Source organism: Gordonia sp. CNJ-863 (genome assembly GCF_001942325.1).
Taxonomy (GTDB): Bacteria; Actinomycetota; Actinomycetes; order Mycobacteriales; family Mycobacteriaceae; genus Gordonia; species Gordonia alkanivorans.
Genome location: NZ_MKKG01000033.1, coordinates 76,427 through 97,849, shown reverse-complemented (window position 1 = coordinate 97,849; position 21,423 = coordinate 76,427). Strand labels below are relative to the sequence as shown.

Below are 21,423 nucleotides of genomic sequence, written 5' to 3'. Positions count from 1 at the left end.
ACCGGCCACGCCACCCCGAGAACTCGGTTGCCGGGGGCCGTATCGTGACATGCATGTCTTCGCGGCTCCTGCGTCTTGTGGTCCTCTATGGCGGGGTGTCCGCCGAACATGATGTGTCACGGGTCACAGCCGCGCATGTTCTCGCCGCCGCTGACCGGGCCAAATACGACCTGGTCCCCATCGGCATCGCCAAGGACGGCACCTGGCTGCGCAACGACAAGGCCATCGCCGCGATCGCCGACGGCACCCCGCTCCCGGACGTCCTGGAGGTGGCCGGCACCGTCGTCGACCCGCTGACCGAACTCCGCGGACACGCCGACCAGGCGATCACCGTCGTCCTGCCGCTGCTGCACGGTCCGCACGGCGAGGACGGCACCATCCAGGGGATGCTCGAACTGTTCAAGCTGCCCTACGTCGGCGCCGGGGTGCTCTCGTCGGCGGTGTGCATGGACAAGGCAATGGCGAAGATCGTCGCCGCGCAGGCCGGCATCCCGCAGTGCCGCTGGGTCGAGTTCCGCGACGGCGTCGACGACCCGGACACGATCGTCCCGCGGGTCGTCGAGGAGCTGGGGCTCCCGGTGTTCGTCAAGCCCGCGAACCTCGGATCGTCGGTCGGCATCACCAAGGCGCACGACGAGCGTGAGCTGGACGCCGCGATCAACCTGGCCCTGCGCTACGACAACGTGGTGATCATCGAGGAGAACGTCACCGGTCGCGAGATCGAGGTGGCCGTCCTCGGCGACACCGCCCCCGAGACGTCGGTGCCCGGCGAGATCGAACCCGGCAGCGAGTTCTACGACTACGAGGACAAGTACGTCACCGGCGCGGCGAAGCTCGTCATCCCGGCGGTCCTCCCCGACGCCGCGATCGCCGAGGTCAAGGAGCTCGCGGCCCGGACGTTCACGGCGATGCGCTGCACCGGTATGGCCCGTGTGGACTTCTTCTACGAGGCCGACGGTCGCGGCTGGCTGCTCAACGAGGTCAACACCATCCCCGGGTTCACCCCCGGTTCGATGTACCCGAAGCTGTGGGAGGCCACCGGGGTGCCCTACGCCGATCTCATCGACCAGCTCGTCGTCTTCGCGCTCGAGGTCCACCGGCGCCGCGCCGGCTTCTCGACCGAGCACTGAGCCACCCGACGACCGACGCGCGGGTCAAGTCACCCGAACCGGACGTCGAACGGCGGTAGCATCGCACGCGTGACCCACACCCAGGCTGCCCGGTCGCTGCGCGTGCTGGTCTATTCCGACGATTCGGAGACCCGGGCCCAGGTCATCGGTGCGCTCGGTACCCGGCCGTCCCAGGACATCCCCGAGCTCAGCTTCATCGAAGTCGCCACGGCTCCAATGGTCTTCGCCCAGCTCGACGCCGGCGTGGTCGATGCGGTGATCGCCGACGGCGAGGCCTCCCCGGCCGGCGGGATGGGGATCGCCAAGCAGATGAAGGACGAGCTGGACCCGAGCCCACCGGTGCTCGTGCTGCTCGGCCGCGCCGACGACCGCTGGCTCGCCGAATGGTCGCGGGCCGATGCCGTCGCCACTCTCCCGGTCGATCCGATCGCCCTCGCAGAGGCCTTCGTCGAGATGGTCGAGAAACGCCGAACTGCCTGAAACGGGTGACTCCCGCGGGACGACCACCTAGGCTTGTGGTGTAGCTCACAACCGCGTCGGGAGGTTCTGACCGAACCCCTGGCACGGGCAGGACAATCGCCGAGCCGGAATCGCCCACCAGGTGTTTCGGCCGCCCGGAGCGAGGAGGAGTCCACGCTTTGAACGCCTACGTCCCGATCATGATCCTCGGGGCAATCGGCGTGGCGTTTGCCGTTTTCAGCGTCTTCATCGGTATCGCGATCGGCCCGAAACGGTACAACCGCGCCAAACTCGAGGCGTACGAGTGTGGCATCGAGCCGGTCGGCCAGAGTCTTCTGACTCCCGCCTCCCGTCGCGGGGGCGAGGGCCCCACGTTCAGCGGCCCGATCCAGCGGGTGCCGGTCAAGTACTACCTCACCGCGATGCTGTTCATCATCTTCGACATCGAGATCGTCTTCCTCTACCCCTGGGCCGTCGCCTTCGACTCCTTCGGCTGGTTCGGCCTCGCGGCCATGCTCTTGTTCATCGTCAACGTCTCGGTCGCCTACGCCTATGAATGGCGTCGTGGCGGACTGAGCTGGGACTGAGGACTTTTCACCCGGTCACCGTCTGTAAGGAGGTCAGTCATGGGACTCGAGGAACGGCTCCCCAGCGGTTTCCTGCTGAGCACCGTCGAAGATCTCGCCGGCTTCATGCGCAAGGGTTCGCTGTGGCCGGCCACCTTCGGACTCGCCTGCTGCGCAATAGAGATGATGTCCACCACGTCGGGTCGCTACGACCTCGCCCGATTCGGCATGGAGGCCTTCCGTGCGTCTCCGCGGCAGGCCGACCTCATGATCGTCGCCGGCCGCGTCAGCCAGAAGATGGCGCCGGTGCTCCGGCAGATCTACGACCAGATGCCCGAACCCAAATGGGTTCTGGCGATGGGGGTCTGTGCATCGTCCGGCGGGATGTTCAACAACTACGCGATCGTCCAGGGCGTCGACCACGTCGTGCCCGTCGACATCTACCTCCCGGGCTGTCCTCCTCGTCCCGAGATGTTGCTGAACGCGATCCTCAAGCTGCACGAGAAGATCCAGGAGATGCCGCTCGGCGTGAATCGCGAGGAGGCCATCTGGGCAGCGGAACGCGCTGCCCTGCAGGCGACTCCGACCATCGAGATGAAGGGGCTGCTGCGATGACCGACCTGGGCATGCCCGACCCGAAACCGCCCGATCCCGAGGTCATCGGCGTCCGCCACGGACTGTTCGGCGCACCGGGCACCGGCGACACCTCCGGATACGGGGGTCTGATCGATCCGATCACCCTGCCGCCCAGCTCTTCTCGACCCTACGGCAGCTACTTCGACGAGATCGCCGATCTCCTGGAGGCCGAACTCGGCGACTCCTACGACGCCGCGGTCGAGAAAGTGGTCGTCTTCCGCGACGAGATGACCGTCCACGTCGCGCGAGAGCACCTCCCCGCCGTCGCGCTGACCCTCCGCAACGCACCCGGATTGCGCTTCGAACTGTGCCTGGGCGTCAACGGGGTCCACTATCCCGGCGACACCGACCGGGAACTGCACGCCGTCTATCCCCTCGCCTCCCTGACCCACAACCGGCGCCTGCGCCTCGAGGTGTCGGCACCCGACACCGATCCGCACATCCCGAGCCTCTGCGACATCTACCCCACCAACGACTGGCACGAGCGCGAGACCTACGACTTCTTCGGCATCGTCTTCGACGGCCACCGATCACTGACGCGTATCGAGATGCCCGACGACTGGGAAGGCCATCCGCAGCGCAAGGACTATCCGCTCGGCGGAGTGCCCATCGAGTACAAGGGAACCCGCGTCGACCCACCGGACCGGAGGAGGTCGTACAGCTGATGACCGACACAGCCACCGGATCGTCGAAACCCCGTTCCACGACGCCACGCGAGGAGACCCCGACCCGCACCTACACCGTCTCCGGACAGGACTGGGACTCCATCGTCTCCGACGTCCGCACCCGCGCCGAACAGCAACCCGGCGACGAGCGCATCGTCGTGAACATGGGCCCCCAACACCCGTCGACGCACGGCGTGCTGCGGCTCATCCTGGAGATCGAGGGTGAGACGGTCACCGAGGCGCGCTGCGGAATCGGCTACCTGCACACCGGGATCGAGAAGAACCTCGAGTATCGCAACTGGACGCAGGGCGTCACGTTCGTGACCCGGATGGACTATCTGTCACCGTTCTTCAACGAGACCGCCTACTGCCTGGGCGTCGAGAAGCTCCTCGGGATCACCGACGACGTCCCGGAGCGGGCCACCGTCATCCGCGTCATGCTGATGGAGCTGAACCGGATCAGCAGCCACCTCGTGGCCCTGGCCACCGGCGGAATGGAGCTCGGCGCCGTCACCGCGATGTTCCTCGGTTTCCGCGAGCGAGAACTGATCCTCGACCTCTTCGAGCTCATCACCGGCCTGAGGATGAACCACGCCTACATCCGACCCGGCGGCGTCGCGCAGGATCTGCCGCCCGACGGGCCGGAACAGGTCGCCAAGGTCGTCGCCCAGCTACCCGGCCGCCTGGACGAGCTCGGAGATCTGCTGACCGACAACTACATCTGGAAGGCGCGCACCCAGAGCGTCGGTTATCTCGACCTGACGGGCTGCATGGCTCTCGGCATCACCGGACCGGTGCTGCGGTCGACCGGTTATCCGCATGATCTGCGGAAGACGCAGCCGTACTGCGGGTACGAGACCTACGACTTCGATGTCATCACCACCGACACCTGTGACTCTTACGGCCGCTACCTGATCCGCGTCAAGGAGATGCGCGAGTCGATTCGCATCGTCGAACAGTGCCTGGAGAGGCTCCGGCCCGGCCCGGTCATGGTCGCCGATCGCAAACTGGCCTGGCCGGCCGATCTGGCCCTCGGTCCCGACGGTCTCGGCAACTCCCCCGAACACATCGCCAGGATCATGGGGACGTCGATGGAGGCGCTGATCCATCACTTCAAGCTGGTCACCGAGGGCATGCGCGTGCCGGCCGGACAGTGCTACGTCGCGGTCGAGTCCCCACGCGGCGAGCTCGGCGTCCACCTGGTAAGCGACGGCGGCACCCGACCCTATCGGGTCCACTTCCGCGATCCGTCGTTCACGAATCTGCAAGCGGTGGCGGCGATGTGCGAGGGCGGCATGGTCGCCGACGTGATCACGGCCGTCGCCAGTATCGACCCGGTGATGGGAGGCGTGGACCGATGACCGATCCCGTGTTCGTGGAGCTCTCCACCTCACCGCCCACCGAGGACGCCGCGCCGGTCTCAGGCACCCCGGCGCCGATCATCACCTTCGGCGGCCCGTCGGCGTACACGGCCGAGGTCACCGAACGTCTCGCCGAGCAGGCGGCACCGGTCATCGCGCGCTACCCGCAGTCGCGGTCGGCCCTTCTCCCCCTGCTTCATCTGGTGCAGTCCGAGGACGGCTACATCACCCGCGCCGGCGTCGAATTCTGTGCGGCGCAGCTCGATCTGACCGCCGCCCAGGTCGCGTCGGTGGCCACCTTCTACTCGATGTACCGACGCTCACCGACCGGTGAATACCTCGTCGGGGTGTGCACCAACACGCTCTGCGCCACTCTCGGCGGCGACGACATCCTCCGCGCGGTCTGCGACCACCTCGGTGTCCGGCCCGGGGACACCACCGCGGACGAACGCATCACGGTCGAACACGTCGAGTGCAATGCCGCCTGCGATTTCGCGCCGGTGGTGATGGTGAACTGGGAGTTCTTCGACAACCAGACCCCGGAGTCGACGATCGAACTCATCGAGGACCTCCGCGCCGGCGTCTCGGTCGAGCCCGCCCGCGGCACCGGGAGCGTGTGCTCCTTCCGTCGGACCGAGCTCGAGCTCGCCGGGGCCGCGCCCTCGCCGGCCGACCCCCGACTCCCGACGGACCAGACGACCAGCGAACCTGCTGAACCCGAACCCCCGGACACCCCGGTGCTGTCCCGGCATTGGGACGAACACGAGTCCTGGTCCCTGACGAACTACCTGCGCCACAACGGATACCGCGGCCTGCGCACCGCGCTCGACACCCCACCCGACGACGTCATCGAGATGGTCAAGGCTTCCGGCCTCCGGGGGCGCGGCGGCGCCGGCTTCCCGGTCGGGATGAAGTGGTCCTTCATCCCGCAGGAGAAGTCCCCCGGCGCCGAGCCCTCGATTCCGCACTACCTCGTGGTCAACGCCGACGAATCCGAGCCCGGTACCTGCAAGGACATGCCCCTCATGCTCGCGACGCCGCACACCCTCGTCGAGGGGGTCGTCATCGCCGCGTATGCGATCCGCGCGCACCACGCGTTCATCTACGTCCGCGGGGAGGTCGCCTCGGTCCTGCGCCGTCTGCGTACCGCCGTGGACGAGGCCTATGCCGCAGGCTGTCTCGGGAAAGACATCCTGGGCTCGGGCTTCGATCTCGAGCTCGTGGTGCACGCCGGCGCGGGTGCGTACATCTGCGGTGAGGAGACGGCGCTCCTCGACTCACTCGAGGGCCGTCGGGGCCAGCCGCGCCTCCGCCCGCCCTTCCCGGCGGTCGCCGGCCTCTACGCCAGCCCGACCGTGGTCAACAACGTCGAATCGATCGCGAGCGTGCCGCCGATCATCCGGAACGGCGTCGACTGGTTCCGGTCCATGGGCACCGAGAAGTCACCGGGGTTCACTCTGTACTCCCTGTCCGGCCACGTCACTCATCCAGGCCAGTACGAGGCACCTCTCGGAATCACCCTCCGGCAACTGCTCGAACGCGCCGGCGGCGTCCGCGCCGGACACGAACTCAAGTTCTGGACCCCGGGCGGGTCGTCGACGCCGCTGCTGACGCCGGATCACCTCGACGTCCCACTCGACTACGAGGGCGTCGGCGCCGCGGGATCGATGCTGGGCACCAAGGCTCTCCAGATCTTCGACGAGACGACCTGTGTCGTCGGTGCGGTGCTGCGCTGGACCGAGTTCTACGCGCACGAGTCGTGCGGCAAGTGCACGCCGTGCCGGGAGGGCACCTACTGGCTGGTGCAACTACTCCATCGGCTCGAGCACGAGGGCGGCACCGCCGCCGACCTCGACACTCTCTCCGATGTCACCAACAGCGTCGTCGGAAAGTCGTTCTGCGCGCTCGGCGACGGTGCGGGCAGTCCGATCGTGTCCTCGCTCGAGTACTTCCGCGACGAATACCTCGCCCATCTCGATCACGGTTGCCCGTTCGACCACTCGCTGTCGACCGTCCTGGGTTCCGAGCCGATGGGAGACGCCCGATGACCCTCACACACGGCAGTGATCCGGCGACCCAGGCCGACAACCTGGTCGGCATCACCATCGACGGCGTCGAGCTCCGGGTACCCAAGGGCACCTTGCTGATCCGCGCCGCCGAACAGATCGGCATCACCATCCCCCGCTTCTGCGATCACCCGCTGCTCGACCCGGTCGGCGCCTGCCGCCAGTGCCTCGTCGAGGTCGAGGGTCAGCGAAAGCCCCTGGCATCGTGCACCACCACGGCCACCGACGGAATGGTCGTCCGGACACAGCTCAGTTCGCAGATCGCCGCGGACGCGCAGCGCGGCGTGATGGAGCTGCTGCTGATCAACCATCCGCTCGACTGTCCGGTGTGCGACAAGGGCGGCGAGTGCCCGCTGCAGAACCAGGCCATGTCGGCCGGTCGCAGCGAGTCCCGGTTCGACGGCGTCAAACGCACGTTCACCAAGCCGGTCCCGCTGTCCTCGGAGGTCCTGCTCGACCGGGAGCGATGCGTACTGTGCGCCCGGTGCACGCGGTTCTCCACACAGGTCGCCGGCGATCCACTCATCGAACTGGCGGATCGCGGTGCGCTGCAACAGGTCAGCATCTACTCCGACGAACCCTTCGACTCGTACTTCTCCGGCAACACCGTCCAGATCTGCCCGGTCGGCGCGCTGACCGGCGCTCAATACCGTTTCCGTGCACGGCCCTTCGACCTCGTCTCGACGCCGAGCGTGTGCGAGCACTGCGCGAGCGGATGCGCCCAGCGCACCGATCATCGGCGAGGCAAGGTGCTCCGACGCCTCGCCGGCGACGACCCCGAGGTCAACTCCGAGTGGAACTGCGACAAGGGACGGTGGGCCTTCGCCTATGCGACCGAGGCCGACCGCCTGACGTCTCCGCTGATCCGCGACCGGCACGGCGAACTGCGGGAGGCGTCGTGGGCCGACGCCATCCGCGTTGCCGCCGCGGGACTCTCGACGGCCATCGGCAACGTCGGCGTCCTCGCCGGTGGACGCCTCACCGTGGAGGACGCCTACGCCTACGCACGGTTCGCCCGAACAGTCCTGAAGTCGGACGACATCGACTTCCGTGCCCGGGTTCACAGCACCGAAGAGGCGTCCTTCCTTGCGAGCCGGGTGGCCGGGCGCGGTCTCGACACCACCTACGACGATCTGTCCGCCGCCCCGGCGGTACTCCTCGCGGGTTTCGAACCCGAGGAGGAGTCCCCGATCGTCTTCCTGCGTCTTCGCCGGGCGGTGCGGACGAACCGGCAGCGGGTGGCCACCCTGGCCCCGTTCGCGAGCCGCGGCGCACAGAAGCTCGATGCGCGACTGTTCCCCACCACGCCGGGCGCAGAGACGGAGATCCTCGCCTCCGACGAGGTGACCGACCATCTGCGCGAAGCGGGTTCGGTGATCATTGTCGGGGAGCGACTGGCCGGGGTTCCGGGGGGACTGCGGGCGGTCGCCGACCTCGCTGATCGCACCGGCGCGCGGATCGCCTGGATCCCGCGCCGGGCCGGTGAGCGGGGCGCACTCGAGGTCGGCGCGCTCGCCGGGCTGTTGCCGGGCGGTCGGCCGATCACCGACAGCGCGGCGCGCGGCGCGGTGTCGGAGGTGTGGGGCCCCGGCATCCCGACGCTGCCCGGTCGGGACACCACCGGAATCCTCGATGCGGCCCGCTACCACGGACTCTCGCTGATCGTCGCCGGCGTCGACCTCGATGATCTCCCCGATCCCGCGGCCGCGCAGGACGCACTGGCCGCCGCACCCTTCGTCGTGAGTCTCGAACAGCGGCAGTCGACGGTGACGCCGCATGCCGACGTGGTGTTCCCGGTGGGGACGGTCGCCGAGAAGGAGGGCACGTTCGTCGACTGGGAGGGCCGTCCGCGCAGTTTCACCGCCGCGCTGACCGAGTCGGGACAGATTCCCGACCATCGGGTCCTGGACGCACTCGCACGGCGGCTGGGCGTCGAACTGCGCTGCGATGGACCGCAGACCATCCACATGGACCTGCGCCGCATCGGAGCGTGGTCGGGTGAACGCCCGGCCGTCGTCGCCCATGAGCGTCCCCAACGCGCACCGGAGTCCGGCCAGGCCGTGCTCGCCACGTGGCACATGCTGCTCGACCTGGGGCGTCTGCAGGACGGTGAGCCGCACCTCGCCGGGACCGCACGCCCGCCGGTTGCGCGCATGTCTCCGACGACCGCCGCCGAAGCCGGGGTCGCGGTCGGCGGTCGCGTGCGGATCAGCACCGCCGACGGGGAGATCGCTTTGCCCGTCGAGTATGCCGAGATGCCCGACCGCGTCGTGTGGGTCCCGCTCAACTCTCCCTGCTCGCGAGTGCACGCCGACCTCCGGGCCCGGGCGGGCGATCTCGTCGCGCTGTCGCCGGCCTCGTCGGCGGACGTCGCCGGAGGTGTTCGATGACAACTCTCGCCACCGATTTCCCCGACCTCGCCGACTTCGGCCACGACCCCATCTGGCTCATCGTCGTCAAGGCTGTCGCCGTCTTCGCGTTCCTCGTCGTCAACCCGCTGGTCGCGATCCTGCTCGAGCGCAAGATCATGGCGCGCATGCAGACCCGGATCGGACCCAACCGCGTCGGGCCTCGCGGAATTCTCCAGAGTCTCGCCGACGGTGTGAAACTCGCACTGAAGGAGGGCATCATCCCGTCCGGCGTCGACAGGGTGATCTACCTCCTCGCACCGATCATCGCGGTAGTGCCCGCGGTGATGGCGTTCGCGGTGATCCCGTTCGGGCCGATGGTGTCGGTGTTCGGCCACGAAACCCCGTTGCAGCTCACCGATCTGCCGGTCGGGGTGCTCTATGTCCTCGCCGTGACCTCGGTCGGCGTGTACGGAATCGTGCTGGCCGGTTGGTCATCCGGCTCGACCTATCCCCTTCTCGGCGGACTCCGTTCCACCGCCAGGTGATCTCCTACGAGATCGCGATGGGACTCACGTTCGCGGCGGTGTTCCTCGATGCCGGGACGATGTCGACCTCGGGAATCGTTGCGGCGCAGGAGCATCATTGGTATTTCCTGCTGTTGCTCCCGTCGTTCGTGATCTATGCGATCTCCATGGTCGGCGAGACCAACCGCGCTCCCTTCGACCTGCCCGAGGCCGAGGGCGAGCTGGTCGGCGGCTTCCACACGGAGTACTCGTCGCTGAAGTTCGCGATGTTCATGCTCGCCGAGTACATCAACATGGTGACGGTCTCGGCCCTGGCCACCACGATGTTCCTGGGGGGTTGGCAGGCGCCGTGGCCGCTGAGTGCCTTCGACTGGGCGAACTCCGGTTGGTGGCCCGTCCTCTGGTTCACCATCAAGGTCTGGGCGTTCCTGTTCGTGTTCATCTGGCTCCGGACCAGCCTGCCGCGGTTGCGTTACGACCAGTTCATGAACCTGGGCTGGAAGGTGCTCATCCCGATCTCGCTGACGTGGGTGATGGTCGTGGCGATCATCCGCGCCTCCATCGGCGACGACGCAGGCCTCATCCGGCCGCTCGTCTCTGCGGGCGCAGGTCTCGCGGTGACGGCACTGATCGCCTACGCGATCTGGCGGATGATGCGGGTACCGGATCTGCCGGAGGCCCCGGCCGAACCGGAGAGCCCGGCCGAGTTCGATCCCATGGCCGGAGGGTTCCCCGTACCGCCCATGCCGTCGACGGATTCCAGATCCCAGCCCGTCCGTATCGATCCCGAGCCGCCCCTTCCCGCCGATCAGACGCCGAGCAGGGAGACCACCGATGCCTGATTTCCTCAAACCGGTCAGTGGATTACGCGTCACCTTCGGTGGCATGTTCCAGCCGAGCATCACCGAGCAGTATCCCGAGGAGAAGCGGCCGACCGCGCCTCGCTATCACGGTCGGCACCAACTCAACCGTCATCCCGACGGCCTGGAGAAGTGCATCGGCTGCGAGCTGTGCGCGTGGGCGTGTCCGGCCGATGCCATCTACGTCGAAGGGGCCGACAACACCCCGGACGAACGGTACTCGCCCGGTGAGCGGTACGGCCGCGTCTATCAGATCAACTATCTGCGTTGCATCGGCTGCGGACTCTGCATCGAAGCCTGTCCGACCCGTGCCCTGACGATGACCAACGACTACGAGCTCGCCGACGACAACCGAGCCGACCTCATCTACGAGAAGGACCGACTGCTGGCGCCACTGGCACCGGACGTCGAACCACCACCGCACGCCATGGCGCCCGGTTCGACCGAGGAGAACTACTACCGCGGTGAGGTCACCTCCGACGGCCGGGTGACGCCGCTCCCGACACCGACGGTTCGCGAGGGTGCCCGGGAGCCGCGACCATGACGCCCGGGCCGATGACCACGACACTGGCCGACGAGGTGATTCGCACCTCGACCGGTGAGGCCGTGCAGTTCTGGGTGCTCGGAGTGATCGCGGTGGCCGGCGCGCTCGGCGTCGTCTTCGCCACCAAGGCCGTGTACTCGGCGATCTTCCTGGCCACCACGATGATCGTCCTCGCGGTCTTCTACGTGGCACAGGGTGCGCTGTTCCTCGGCGTGGTGCAGGTGGTCGTCTACACCGGCGCGGTGATGATGCTGTTCCTCTTCGTGCTCATGCTCATCGGCGTCGACTCCTCCGACTCCCTGAAAGAGACCCTGAGAGGGCAACGAGTCGCCGCGATGATCATCGGTGTCGGGTTCGGCGTCCTGCTGATCGCCGGGATAGGCAACGCCACCATCGCGGTCACCACCGGCGCGACCGCCCCCGGCGCCCTGGCCGACGACAGCGACTACGGTATCGAGGCCATCGCCGAGCTCATCTTCGTCCGGTATCTCTGGGCGTTCGAGCTCACCGGGGCACTGCTCATCGCCGCGACCCTCGGCGCGATGGTGCTGGCCCACCGGGAGAAGTTCGGTCCACGCCTCACCCAGAAGGAGCTGTCGCAGGCGCGATTCCGCAGCGGCATCAACATCACCCCGCTCCCGAGTCCCGGTGTCTACGCCCGGCACAACGCGGTCGACGTCCCGGCACGACTGCCCGACGGCAGTCCCTCCGACCTCTCGGTGAACGCCATCCTGGCCGCCCGCACCCTGCGCCAGAAAAATCCGCAGGCTCCGGAGAACCCGGGTGGGGCTCGATCATGAATCCGGAGAACTACCTCTACCTCGCGGCACTGCTGTTCACCATCGGGGCCGCCGGAGTGCTGCTGCGACGCAACGCGATCGTCGTGTTCATGTGCATCGAACTCATGCTCAACGCCGCGAATCTCGCCTTTGTCACCTTCGCCCGGATGAACCAGTCCTTCGACGGGCAGGTGATCGCCTTCTTCACGATGGTCGTCGCCGCGGCCGAAGTGGTCGTCGGGCTCGCCATCATCATGACCATCTTCCGATCGCGCCGCTCGGCGTCGGTCGACGACGCGGATCTGCTGAAGCGGTAGAGGAGGATTGGTGAACGCCGAACTGACCGCGTCACTGCTCTGGTTGGTCCCCGCGCTCCCGCTCGCCGGTGCGGTGATCCTCCTCCTCGGTGGTCGGACCACCGACCGCTGGGGTCATCTGCTCGGTACCGCCGCGGCGATCGCATCGTTCGTGGTCGGGCTGGTGATGTTCGCCGGGATGGTGTCTCGTCCCGCCGACGACCGCGGCGTGACCGACACCCTTTTCAGCTGGGTTCCGGTGGGAGAACTACAGGTGGACTTCGGTTTCCGCCTGGACCAGTTGTCCATGTGCTTCGTCCTGCTCATCACCGGCGTCGGATCGCTGATCCACGTCTACTCGATCGGCTACATGGCCGACGACCCCGACCGTCGACGATTCTTCGGCTACCTCAACCTGTTTCTCGCAGCGATGCTCGTCCTCGTCCTCGCCGACAACTATCTCGGCCTGTACCTCGGTTGGGAGGGCGTGGGCCTCGCGTCGTACCTGCTGATCGGCTTCTGGCAGTACAAGCCGACCGCGGCGACCGCGGCCAAGAAGGCCTTCGTGGTCAACCGCGTCGGCGACATCGGGCTGGCCGTCGCACTGATGATCATGTTCGCGACCTTCGGGTCGGTGGCGTTCACCGCGGTCTTCGACGGCGCTCCCCAGGCCGGCGAAGGAACCCTCACCGCACTGGGTTTCGTGCTCCTGCTCGCCGCCTGCGGCAAGTCGGCCCAGGTACCGCTGCAGTCGTGGCTCGGTGACGCCATGGAGGGTCCGACCCCGGTGTCCGCGCTGATCCACGCGGCGACGATGGTGACCGCCGGCGTGTACCTGATCGTGCGCTCCGGCCCCATCTTCGACCTGGCACCCACCGCCCAGGTCGGGGTCGTGGTCGTCGGTGCCGTGACGCTGCTGTTCGGCGCGATCATCGGTTGCGCCAAGGACGACATCAAGAAGGCGCTCGCGGCGTCGACGATGAGCCAGATCGGATACATGGTGCTCGCCGCCGGCCTCGGCCCGGCCGGTTACGCATTCGCGATCCTGCACCTCCTCACCCACGGCTTCTTCAAGGCCGGTCTGTTCCTCGGCGCCGGATCGGTGATGCACGGGATGAACGACGAGACCGACATGCGACGGTACGGCGGACTCCGCACACTCATGCCCGTCACCTTCGTGACGTTCGGGGTCGGCTACCTCGCGATCATCGGTGTCCCACCGTTCGCGGGCTTCTACTCCAAGGACCACATCATCGAGGCCGCCTTCGGCGCGGGCGGCGCGAAGGGTCTGATCCTCGGTGGTGCAGCGCTTCTCGGCGCGGGCATCACCGCGTTCTACATGACCCGCGTGATGCTGCTGACCTTCTTCGGCGAGAAGCGCTGGCACGACGGCACCGATGCCCCCGCACCGCACCCGGACGAGTCACCCCGGGTGATGACCGGGCCGATGGTCCTGATCGCACTGGGTTCGGTGGCTTCCGGTGGCCTGCTCGCGATCGGCGGTTCGCTCGAGCGCTGGCTCGAACCGGTGGTCGGCGAACACACCGCCCACCACCTGATCCCGGTCTGGGCGATGACCGCGATCATCCTTCTGGTCGTGGCGGTCGGCGTCGCGATCGCCTACCGGCAGTACGCCACCCGGCCGGTTCCCGTCGTCGCACCCGAGGACGTGTCGGTGCTGACCGTCGCAGCACGACGCGATCTGTACGGCGACACGATCAACGAGGAACTACTGATGCGTCCCGGGCAGCGCGTCACCGCCGGCCTGGTCGCCGTGGAATCCGACGGTGTCGACGGGCTGACGAGCGGGGTCGGCGAGACCGTGACCCGCGCATCACGCCGAATACGCGGGTGGCAGAACGGTTATGTACGGTCCTACGCGCTGTCGATGTTCGCCGGGACGACCCTGATCGTCGCACTCGTGATGGCGGTGAACGTGCTGTGAACATCCCCTGGCTGACGATCCTCTGGCTGGCCCCCGCGGTGGGCGCGGCCCTGGTCCTCGCGATTCCCGCGAGCCGTCCCGCGGTGGCCCGCTGGTTCGCCTTCGCGGTCACCGTCGGTGTTCTCGTCCTGGCCGTCGGTCTCGCGGTCGGTTTCGATCCTGCCGGGCAGCGATACCAGTTCACCGAGGACGTGAGCTGGATTCCGGCCCTGGGGACCCGGTATGCGTTGGGGCTGGACGGAATCGGATTGGTCCTCATCCTGCTGACCGCAGCTCTCCTGCCGTTGCTACTGCTGGCCGGCTGGCACGACGCCGACTCCGACGGTTCCCTGGACCATTCGGGTGGACGGGCACAGAAGGGCCCGCACATCTATCTCGCGCTGTTCCTCGCGACCGAGGCGATGGTGCTGATGAGCTTCGTCGCCCTGGACATCCTGCTGTTCTACATCTTCTTCGAAGCCATGCTCATCCCGATGTACTTCCTCATCGGCGGCTTCGGCACCGGCCCCAACCGCTCCGGTGCGGCGGTGAAGTTCCTGCTGTACAACCTGTTCGGCGGTCTGCTCCTGCTCGCGGCGGTGGTCGGCCTGTATGTGGTGTCCGCACAGAACGGCGTCGGGGCCGATGGCGGCGGGACCTTCGCACTGGGAGACATCGTGGCCGCGGTGTCGAGCGGACAGATCGACGACACCACCGGTCTCGCGAAACTGTTGTTCCTCGGCTTCATGTTCGCGTTCGCGGTGAAAGCCCCGCTCTGGCCGTTGCATTCGTGGCTTCCCGATGCCGCGGTCGCCGCCACCCCGACCTCTGCGGTGCTCATGATGGCCGTCATCGACAAGGTGGGGACCTTCGCAATGCTGAGGTTCTGCCTGCAGCTGTTCCCGGATGCCAGCCAGTACTTCGCCCCGTTGATCTGCGGGCTCGCGGTCGTGAGCATCATCTACGGCGCGATCCTGGCGATCGGTCAGACCGACGTCATGCGCCTGATCGCCTACACGTCCATCTCCCACTTCGGTTTCATCATCCTCGGCATCTTCGTGTTGACCGATCAGGGACAGACCGGATCGGCGCTGTACATGGTCAACCACGGACTCTCCACGGCCGCACTGTTCCTCATCGCGGGGTTCCTGGTGTCGCAGCGGGGCAGTCGCCTGATCGCCGACTACGGCGGTGTCCAGAAGGTCGCCCCGGTCCTGGCCGGGACCTTCCTCGTCGCGGGTCTCGCGACCCTGTCGCTGCCCGGACTCGCCCCGTTCATCAGCGAGTTCCTGGTCCTCATCGGCACATTCACGCGCTACCCGATCGCGGCCGTCCTCGCGTGCTCGGCCTTGGTGCTCTCCGCCATCTACATCCTGTGGACCTACCAGCGGATGATGGGCGGACCGGCCAGGCCCGACGACGAGCGGTCGACGCCGATACGCGACCTCGCCGGCCGCGAGCTGGCCGTCGTCGTCCCGCTTCTCGCCCTGCTCATCGCCCTGGGGGTCTATCCCAAGCCGATGATCGACCTGATCGATCCGGCCGTGCAGAGCACGCTGACGACGGTCGGGGTCACCGATCCCGAACCCGCGGTGGCGGACCCCGCCCATGACCGGCCCGCCGGCTCGACCCCTGTCGCGGAGGCTCACCGATGACCACGTCTCTCGTCGCCCTGAGCACGACGCCGCTGGCCGCGATCGAAGCCCCGAGCGTCGAGTATGCGGCGCTGTCCCCCATGCTGATCGTGTTCAGTGCGGGAGTCATCGGGGTCCTCGTCGAAGCCTTTGCCCCGCGCAGGTTGAGGTACGCACTGCAACTGGCACTTTCGCTGGGCGGCCTCGTCGTCGCTCTCGCCGCGCTGGCCACCGTCACAACCGCACAGACCGCGGACGGCGCGAACGGTCAGTTCGCGATGTCGGGGGCCGTCGTGATGGACCGCCCGACACTGTATCTGCAGGGACTCCTGCTGATCATCGCGATCATCGCGGTGGGTTTCATGGCCGAACGGCGGCTCGAGCGGGTCGTCGCGCCGGTCACCATGCGTACTCTCGCCGGCGCCGAGGTCGGCGACGATCAGTCCGGCAGGACAGGTCTGAACGGCGGTGGAGTAGACGCGGACATGTTCACGCCGTCCGGTGCGTCGGTGCCCAACACCGACGCCGAGTTCGAGGCGACCCGTGCCGGGGCCGTGACGACCGAGGTGTTCCCGCTGGCCCTTCTCGCGGTCGGCGGCATGATGCTGTTCCCCGCCTGCGGCGATCTGCTCACCATGTTCATTGCGCTGGAGGTCTTCTCGCTGCCGCTCTACCTGCTGTGCGGACTGGCGCGGCGTCGTCGGCTCATCTCGCAGGAGGCGTCGCTCAAGTACTTCCTGCTGGGCGCCTTCTCGTCGGCCTTCTTCCTGTTCGGTGCGGCATTCGTCTACGGCGCGACCGGCTCGCTGAACCTGTCGACGATCGGAGCGTCGCTCACCGATGTCGCCGGTACCGGCGGCGACACCACGCTGGCGCTGATCGGGCTCGCGATGCTGGCCGTCGGGCTGTTGTTCAAAGTCGGTGCGGTTCCGTTCCATTCCTGGATTCCCGACGTCTACCAGGGCGCCCCGACCCCGGTCACCGCGTTCATGGCATCGGCGACCAAGGTCGCCGCATTCGGTGCGCTACTGCGCGTCTTCTACGTCGGTTTCGGTGCGCTGCGCGATCAATGGGAGCCGGCGCTGTGGGCAGTGGCGATAGCGTCGATGGTCATCGCGTCGGTGATGGCGGTGACCCAGAACGACATCAAGCGCATGCTCGCCTACTCGTCGATCGCGCACGCCGGTTTCATCCTGCTCGGCCTGATCGCCTTCGACGACGCCGGTCTCGGCGCAACGCTCTTCTACCTGGCGGCCTACGCGTTCACGACGCTCGGCGCCTTCGCCATGGTGGCGGTGATCCGCGAACCCGACTGTGACACGACAACTTCGGACACGACAACTTCGGATACCAGCACTTCGGCACGCACGGCCGCGATCCACGGCACCGCGGCGACGGTCCGCAACCCGCACTTGTCCGGCCGCGAGGCCACCGACCTCACCCAGTGGTCGGGTCTCGGCCGTCGGTACCCCTTGGTCGGCGCCATGTTCGCGGTCTACCTGCTGTCCTTCGCGGGCATCCCGCTGACAAGCGGTTTCATCGCCAAGTTCGACGTCTTCGCCGCAGTCGCCGGCAACGGCGGCGGAGTCCTGGTGGTCATCGGCGTCATCAGCAGCGCGATCGCCGCCTACGTCTACATCCGCATCATCGTCGCCATGTTCTTCGACGACGTCCCCACCCACGACGCACCGCACGTCGTGAAGCCGAGCATCCTCACCACCACGGGCATCGCGATCTGCACCCTGGTCACCGTCGTACTCGGCATCTTCCCGCAACCGCTGCTCGACCTCGCCGACGCGGCCGCGACGTTCCTGCGCTGACCGTCGCAGCCTCTCCCCTTTTCCGTATACCCGCCCCCGCTCGACGGGGTGGGTATACGGAAAAGGGGTGGGTTGCGAGGCCGGTCGACGCCGCCGTGCCATCCTGGAACCCGTGGATCTCGTCAGGCACCTGCGGTTCTTCGTCGCCGTCGCCGAGGAAGGCCACTTCGGGGACGCGGCTGCTCGGCTGGAGATGACGCAGCCACCGGTGTCGCAGGGGCTGAGACGCCTGGAGAAGGAGCTCGGGGTCCAGCTGATCCGACGCACCTCCCGCGGCGCCGAACTCACCGACGCGGGCCGCGACCTGCTGCCCCGCGCACGTCTTCTCATCGACGACGCAGCGCGGTTCCTCGGTGAAGCCCGACACCTTCACGACGGATCCGAGGTGCTGCGTTGGGGTGCAGTGCCTCTCGCCGGTGCCGCGGCGATTGCGGCAGTCGCACAACGTCTCGGTGACGTGTCCTCCGGCCAGGAGATGCTGAGCGCAACTGCGGTGAGTCTGGTCGAGCAGGTATCCGCGGGCACGCTCGACCTCGCGATCGTCGACGCTCCCTGTGTCACTGGCACTCTCACCACCGGTCCGATCGTCGTGTTTCGGCGCCACGTGGTCGTACCCGCAAACCATCCGGTGACCACCACGGTGCGTCCGCGGTTGCGACAACTGGCCGGACTCGACCTCTGCCACCAATCGCGCGCGGCGAATCCACCCGCACATGATCAGCTGATCGACCGCCTCCGCGAATCCGGGCTCGATCCACGCATTCTGCCCATCTCGTCGTCCGAACACCTGGTGGCCGCCGTCGCCGGCAGCGGAGCCTTCGGTCTGACCGCCGACGCGCAACGCCTTGCATCGCTGGACTCCATAAGCTGCCTGCCCATCGGGCGTGACGCAACAGCACTTCGACTCCGCGTCGTCTACCGGGAGTCTGCGCTCGGCGAGGTGGCCGACGTGGCGACGGCCGCACTGTGGAAGATCAGCAAGGCGACCGGGTGACCGTCGGCCCGGGTGAGCTGCCTGCCCACGTGAGAGATCGGATCGACCGCAACGTCGCCGAGATCCTCGCCGACGCCGGCTGTTCCGGCTGGCTTCATGCGACGACGATCGGCTCGCCCCAGATCAGCTACTCCTACGACGCCGACGCACCGGTCGTTCTGGCATCGGTCTACAAGCTCGCTGTCCTGATCTCGTTGTGCCGCAGCGCAGATCGCGGAGAGATCGACCTGACCTCGCCGGTGACCGTCGATCCCACCCGGTGGGCGCAGGGACCGACGGGCCTGGCCACGCTGCGCGACCCGATCACCCTGAGCCGACGCGATCTCGCCACCTCGATGATGACCGTCTCCGACAACGTGGCCGCCGACGTCCTCCTCGACGAGATCGGGCTCGACCGCGTCCGAGAGGACCTCATCGGCCTCGGTGCCACGAGCACGCGCATCGTCGGAGGGGTCGCAGAACTGCACGAAAGACTCCAGCGCGAGACCGGAACGAGCACGGTGGCAGAGGCTTTCGCCGCACTCGCCGACCCGGACAGCGACACCACGGTGAGCGCCTACGACGCCGCCTATACGAGTTCGTCCACGCCCCGGGACTGCTCGACGGTCCTGACCGCCGTGTGGACCGACCGCGCGGCGTCGGCCGAGATGTGCGCGTTCATCAGGGACACCATGCGTCGTCAGGTCTTCACCTCCCGACTGGCGTCGGGCTTTCCGTTCCGACGGGTCACGGTCGCGGGCAAGACGGGCACTCTGGTCGCGATCCGCAACGAGGTCGGCGTCGTCGAGTTCCCCGGCGAGCTCCCGGTGGCCGTTGCGGTCTTCACCAGGAGTGCACGGTCGGAGCCTGCATTGCCGCAAGTCGACCGCGCGATCGGCGAGCTGGCCCGGACCGTCGTCACGGAGCTCCGCATTCCTCGGGAATGACGCCGTCCACCCGGTGTGATCTGGGCTGATACTGGTTCGCTATCGCTTGATCGCGCGTTGTGACTTTGCATCGGGGCACTCCGGTCGGTTGTCTGACCACATGCGTCGGTGGTTGGTGATCCTGAGCGTTCTCGCGGTTCTGGTCGGCACGTTGTCGGGGTGTTTCCTCACGAAGGACTCGCCTGAGGACACCCTGCGGTCGTTCGCGGAGGCACTCCAACGGGGTGACGTCGACGCGGCCGCCGGACTCACCGACAACCCGGCCGCCGCGCGCACCACCATCAAGTCGATCTTCGAGGGCATGGGCTCCACCCCGAAGCTGTCGGTCACCCCCGACCTCGTCGATGACAAGAAGGTCACCGGGACTCTCGACCACCAGTGGCAGATCCGGAACGGGAACACCGCCTATCAGACGTCGGTCATCCTCACCGAGACCGATTCGGGCTGGCGTGTGCGGTGGCAGCCCTCCGTGATGCACCGGCAGCTCCGCGACGGACAATCCTTCTCCTACAGCGACGACCGCGCCTACCGCACCCCCGTACTCGACACCAACGCCCGCCCGCTGATGACATGGCAAGCCGTGACGCTGATCGATCTCGAACGGGCACAGCTCGCGTCGGCCGGTCAACTGGCGCGCGCGCTCCGGCCGATCGAACCGTCGATCACCACGGCAACCATCCGAAAACTGTTCGACGGCAACAAAGCCCCGAGCCAGACCGTGATCAGGTTGCGCGACAGCGATCTCGAACGTGTCCAGCGCAGCCTCAGGTCGATCGCCGGCATCACGACCACCGAGCAGGGCGCACTCCTCAGTGCCACCAAAGCTCTCCACTCCCCCGCGATGGCCGGCCTTGAGGACATCTGGCGAAGCGCGATCGACGCCACAGCCGGGTGGTCGATCCAGATCGTCGACAAGGACGGCGCACCAACGCATCTCGTTGACTCAGCTCAACCTGGCGAGACGTCTCCGGTCCGCACCTCACTCGATCGCGACATCCAGGCCCAGGCGCAGCGGGCCGTCGACCGGGAACGACGCCCCGCGATGATCGTCGCGATCACCCCCTCGACCGGCGGAATCGTCGCCGTCGCCCAGAACGACGCCGCGGACCGCTCCGGCGCAGTCTCCCTGACCGGGTTGTATCCGCCGGGCTCGACCTTCAAGACCATCACCACCGCCGCAGCCCTGGCGTCCGGCGGGGTGCAGCCGACATCGCAGGTCCCGTGTCCGGGACGGACGACGATCGAGGGGAGGACGATCCCCAACGAGGACGAATTCGATCTCGGAACCGTCCCTCTACCAACGGCTTTCTCGCGCTCCTGCAACACCTCCATGGGTGCGCTCGCAAACAAGCTCCCCGCCGACGCGTTGACCTCGATGGCCCGCAGGTTCGGCATCGGCGCCGACTACACCGTTCCGGGCCTGACCACCGTGACCGGTTCCGTACCGAACGCCGACACCCCCGCCCTGCGCGTCGAGAACGGCATCGGCCAGGGCACAGTCACCGTCAGCCCGTTCGGCCTGGCACTGGCCGAGGCGAGTCTCGCGCGAGGTGAGACCGTCACCCCGACGCTGGTCGAGGGACGAGGAACCACCGGCGACACCGAACCCCAGCCGATTCCCGACGATGTGGTGCGCGCGCTGCGAAGCATGATGCGCGACACCGTCACCCGCGGAACCGCCACCGCGCTGCAGGACATCCCTGGCCTGGGCGGCAAGACCGGGACGGCTGAGTACGGCGACAACAAGAACCCGCACGGCTGGTTTGCCGGCATCGTCGGCGACCTCGCCTTCGCGACGCTGGTCGTCGGCGGCGGATCGTCGGCGCCCGCAGTTCAGGTCAGCGGCGAGTTCCTGCGGCCGCTGAGCAACTAGTTCAGCTTCTTCCTT

General features: G+C 67.5%; 17 protein-coding genes and 1 pseudogene. All 18 read left to right on the top strand.

Features of this window, described 5'->3' with window-relative positions; genetic code table 11:
• The first annotated feature begins 53 nt into the window (after nt 1-53).
• The 18 genes and pseudogenes from BJF87_RS16240 to BJF87_RS16155 all read left to right on the top strand — a co-directional run bounded on the left by BJF87_RS16240 (nt 54) and on the right by BJF87_RS16155 (nt 21,408).
• A complete protein-coding gene (locus tag BJF87_RS16240; RefSeq protein ID WP_035754385.1) occupies nt 54-1,130 on the top strand; it encodes a D-alanine--D-alanine ligase family protein in 1,077 nt (358 codons plus the stop codon).
• A gap of 69 nt (nt 1,131-1,199) precedes the next feature.
• Entirely contained in the window at nt 1,200-1,610 is a 411-nt protein-coding gene (locus tag BJF87_RS16235; protein WP_035754383.1) for a hypothetical protein, read from the top strand.
• Between the two features lie 158 nt (nt 1,611-1,768).
• Entirely contained in the window at nt 1,769-2,176 is a 408-nt protein-coding gene (locus tag BJF87_RS16230; RefSeq protein ID WP_006358936.1) for an NADH-quinone oxidoreductase subunit A, read from the top strand.
• Between the two features lie 39 nt (nt 2,177-2,215).
• Nucleotides 2,216-2,770 (top strand): NADH-quinone oxidoreductase subunit B family protein, encoded by a 555-nt coding sequence (locus BJF87_RS16225; RefSeq protein WP_035754381.1) that lies wholly within the window; start codon nt 2,216-2,218, stop codon nt 2,768-2,770.
• Nucleotides 2,767-3,456, top strand: a complete 690-nt coding sequence (locus BJF87_RS16220) for an NADH-quinone oxidoreductase subunit C (RefSeq protein ID WP_006358934.1) — start codon at nt 2,767-2,769, stop codon at nt 3,454-3,456. Before BJF87_RS16225 ends, BJF87_RS16220 begins: the two co-directional genes overlap by 4 nt.
• Nucleotides 3,456-4,817, top strand: a complete 1,362-nt coding sequence (gene nuoD, locus BJF87_RS16215) for an NADH dehydrogenase (quinone) subunit D (RefSeq protein WP_075863547.1) — start codon at nt 3,456-3,458, stop codon at nt 4,815-4,817. Before BJF87_RS16220 ends, nuoD begins: the two co-directional genes overlap by 1 nt.
• Nucleotides 4,814-6,865, top strand: a complete 2,052-nt coding sequence (nuoF, locus tag BJF87_RS16210; protein WP_075863546.1) for an NADH-quinone oxidoreductase subunit NuoF — start codon at nt 4,814-4,816, stop codon at nt 6,863-6,865. Before nuoD ends, nuoF begins: the two co-directional genes overlap by 4 nt.
• On the top strand, nt 6,862-9,273 hold the full coding sequence (locus BJF87_RS16205) for an NADH-quinone oxidoreductase subunit G (protein ID WP_075863545.1): 2,412 nt from the start codon (nt 6,862-6,864) through the stop codon (nt 9,271-9,273). Before nuoF ends, BJF87_RS16205 begins: the two co-directional genes overlap by 4 nt.
• Nucleotides 9,270-10,600, top strand: a pseudogene (gene nuoH, locus BJF87_RS16200) (NADH-quinone oxidoreductase subunit NuoH). Before BJF87_RS16205 ends, nuoH begins: the two are co-directional and overlap by 4 nt.
• Nucleotides 10,593-11,162, top strand: coding sequence for an NADH-quinone oxidoreductase subunit NuoI (gene nuoI, locus BJF87_RS16195; RefSeq protein ID WP_006358929.1), 570 nt, complete (start codon nt 10,593-10,595; stop codon nt 11,160-11,162). The pseudogene nuoH and the gene nuoI overlap by 8 nt, the downstream one beginning before the upstream one ends.
• Nucleotides 11,159-11,962 (top strand): NADH-quinone oxidoreductase subunit J, encoded by an 804-nt coding sequence (locus BJF87_RS16190; RefSeq protein ID WP_006358928.1) that lies wholly within the window; start codon nt 11,159-11,161, stop codon nt 11,960-11,962. The genes nuoI and BJF87_RS16190 overlap by 4 nt, the downstream gene beginning before the upstream one ends.
• A complete protein-coding gene (gene nuoK, locus BJF87_RS16185) occupies nt 11,959-12,258 on the top strand; it encodes an NADH-quinone oxidoreductase subunit NuoK (RefSeq protein WP_006358927.1) in 300 nt (99 codons plus the stop codon). The genes BJF87_RS16190 and nuoK overlap by 4 nt, the downstream gene beginning before the upstream one ends.
• A gap of 10 nt (nt 12,259-12,268) precedes the next feature.
• Entirely contained in the window at nt 12,269-14,182 is a 1,914-nt protein-coding gene (gene nuoL / locus BJF87_RS16180; protein ID WP_006358926.1) for an NADH-quinone oxidoreductase subunit L, read from the top strand.
• Nucleotides 14,179-15,816: an NADH-quinone oxidoreductase subunit M gene (locus BJF87_RS16175; protein WP_042377081.1), complete on the top strand. Its 1,638-nt coding sequence runs from the start codon at nt 14,179-14,181 to the stop codon at nt 15,814-15,816. Before nuoL ends, BJF87_RS16175 begins: the two co-directional genes overlap by 4 nt.
• Nucleotides 15,813-17,615 carry an NADH-quinone oxidoreductase subunit NuoN gene (gene nuoN / locus BJF87_RS16170; RefSeq protein ID WP_042377080.1) on the top strand — a complete coding sequence of 601 codons (1,803 nt, stop codon included), beginning with the start codon at nt 15,813-15,815 and terminating at the stop codon, nt 17,613-17,615. Before BJF87_RS16175 ends, nuoN begins: the two co-directional genes overlap by 4 nt.
• A gap of 112 nt (nt 17,616-17,727) precedes the next feature.
• A complete protein-coding gene (locus tag BJF87_RS16165) occupies nt 17,728-18,609 on the top strand; it encodes a LysR family transcriptional regulator (RefSeq protein WP_035754480.1) in 882 nt (293 codons plus the stop codon).
• Nucleotides 18,606-19,535 (top strand): serine hydrolase, encoded by a 930-nt coding sequence (locus BJF87_RS16160; RefSeq protein ID WP_006358922.1) that lies wholly within the window; start codon nt 18,606-18,608, stop codon nt 19,533-19,535. The genes BJF87_RS16165 and BJF87_RS16160 overlap by 4 nt, the downstream gene beginning before the upstream one ends.
• Nucleotides 19,536-19,635: 100 nt before the next feature.
• Nucleotides 19,636-21,408: a penicillin-binding transpeptidase domain-containing protein gene (locus BJF87_RS16155; RefSeq protein WP_035754369.1), complete on the top strand. Its 1,773-nt coding sequence runs from the start codon at nt 19,636-19,638 to the stop codon at nt 21,406-21,408.
• Nucleotides 21,409-21,423: the final 15 nt, after the last annotated feature.

Excerpts from the sequence above, each read along its gene's own strand:
- BJF87_RS16240 (WP_035754385.1), top strand. The coding sequence starts at position 54 with ATGTCTTCGCGGCTCCTGCGTCTTGTGGTCCTCTATGGCGGGGTGTCC.
- BJF87_RS16225 (WP_035754381.1), top strand. The coding sequence starts at position 2,216 with ATGGGACTCGAGGAACGGCTCCCCAGCGGTTTCCTGCTGAGCACCGTC.
- BJF87_RS16220 (WP_006358934.1), top strand. The coding sequence starts at position 2,767 with ATGACCGACCTGGGCATGCCCGACCCGAAACCGCCCGATCCCGAGGTC.
- nuoD (WP_075863547.1), top strand. The coding sequence starts at position 3,456 with ATGACCGACACAGCCACCGGATCGTCGAAACCCCGTTCCACGACGCCA.
- nuoF (WP_075863546.1), top strand. The coding sequence starts at position 4,814 with ATGACCGATCCCGTGTTCGTGGAGCTCTCCACCTCACCGCCCACCGAG.
- BJF87_RS16205 (WP_075863545.1), top strand. The coding sequence starts at position 6,862 with ATGACCCTCACACACGGCAGTGATCCGGCGACCCAGGCCGACAACCTG.
- nuoI (WP_006358929.1), top strand. The coding sequence starts at position 10,593 with ATGCCTGATTTCCTCAAACCGGTCAGTGGATTACGCGTCACCTTCGGT.
- BJF87_RS16190 (WP_006358928.1), top strand. The coding sequence starts at position 11,159 with ATGACGCCCGGGCCGATGACCACGACACTGGCCGACGAGGTGATTCGC.
- nuoK (WP_006358927.1), top strand. The coding sequence starts at position 11,959 with ATGAATCCGGAGAACTACCTCTACCTCGCGGCACTGCTGTTCACCATC.
- nuoN (WP_042377080.1), top strand. The coding sequence starts at position 15,813 with ATGACCACGTCTCTCGTCGCCCTGAGCACGACGCCGCTGGCCGCGATC.
- BJF87_RS16155 (WP_035754369.1), top strand. The coding sequence starts at position 19,636 with ATGCGTCGGTGGTTGGTGATCCTGAGCGTTCTCGCGGTTCTGGTCGGC.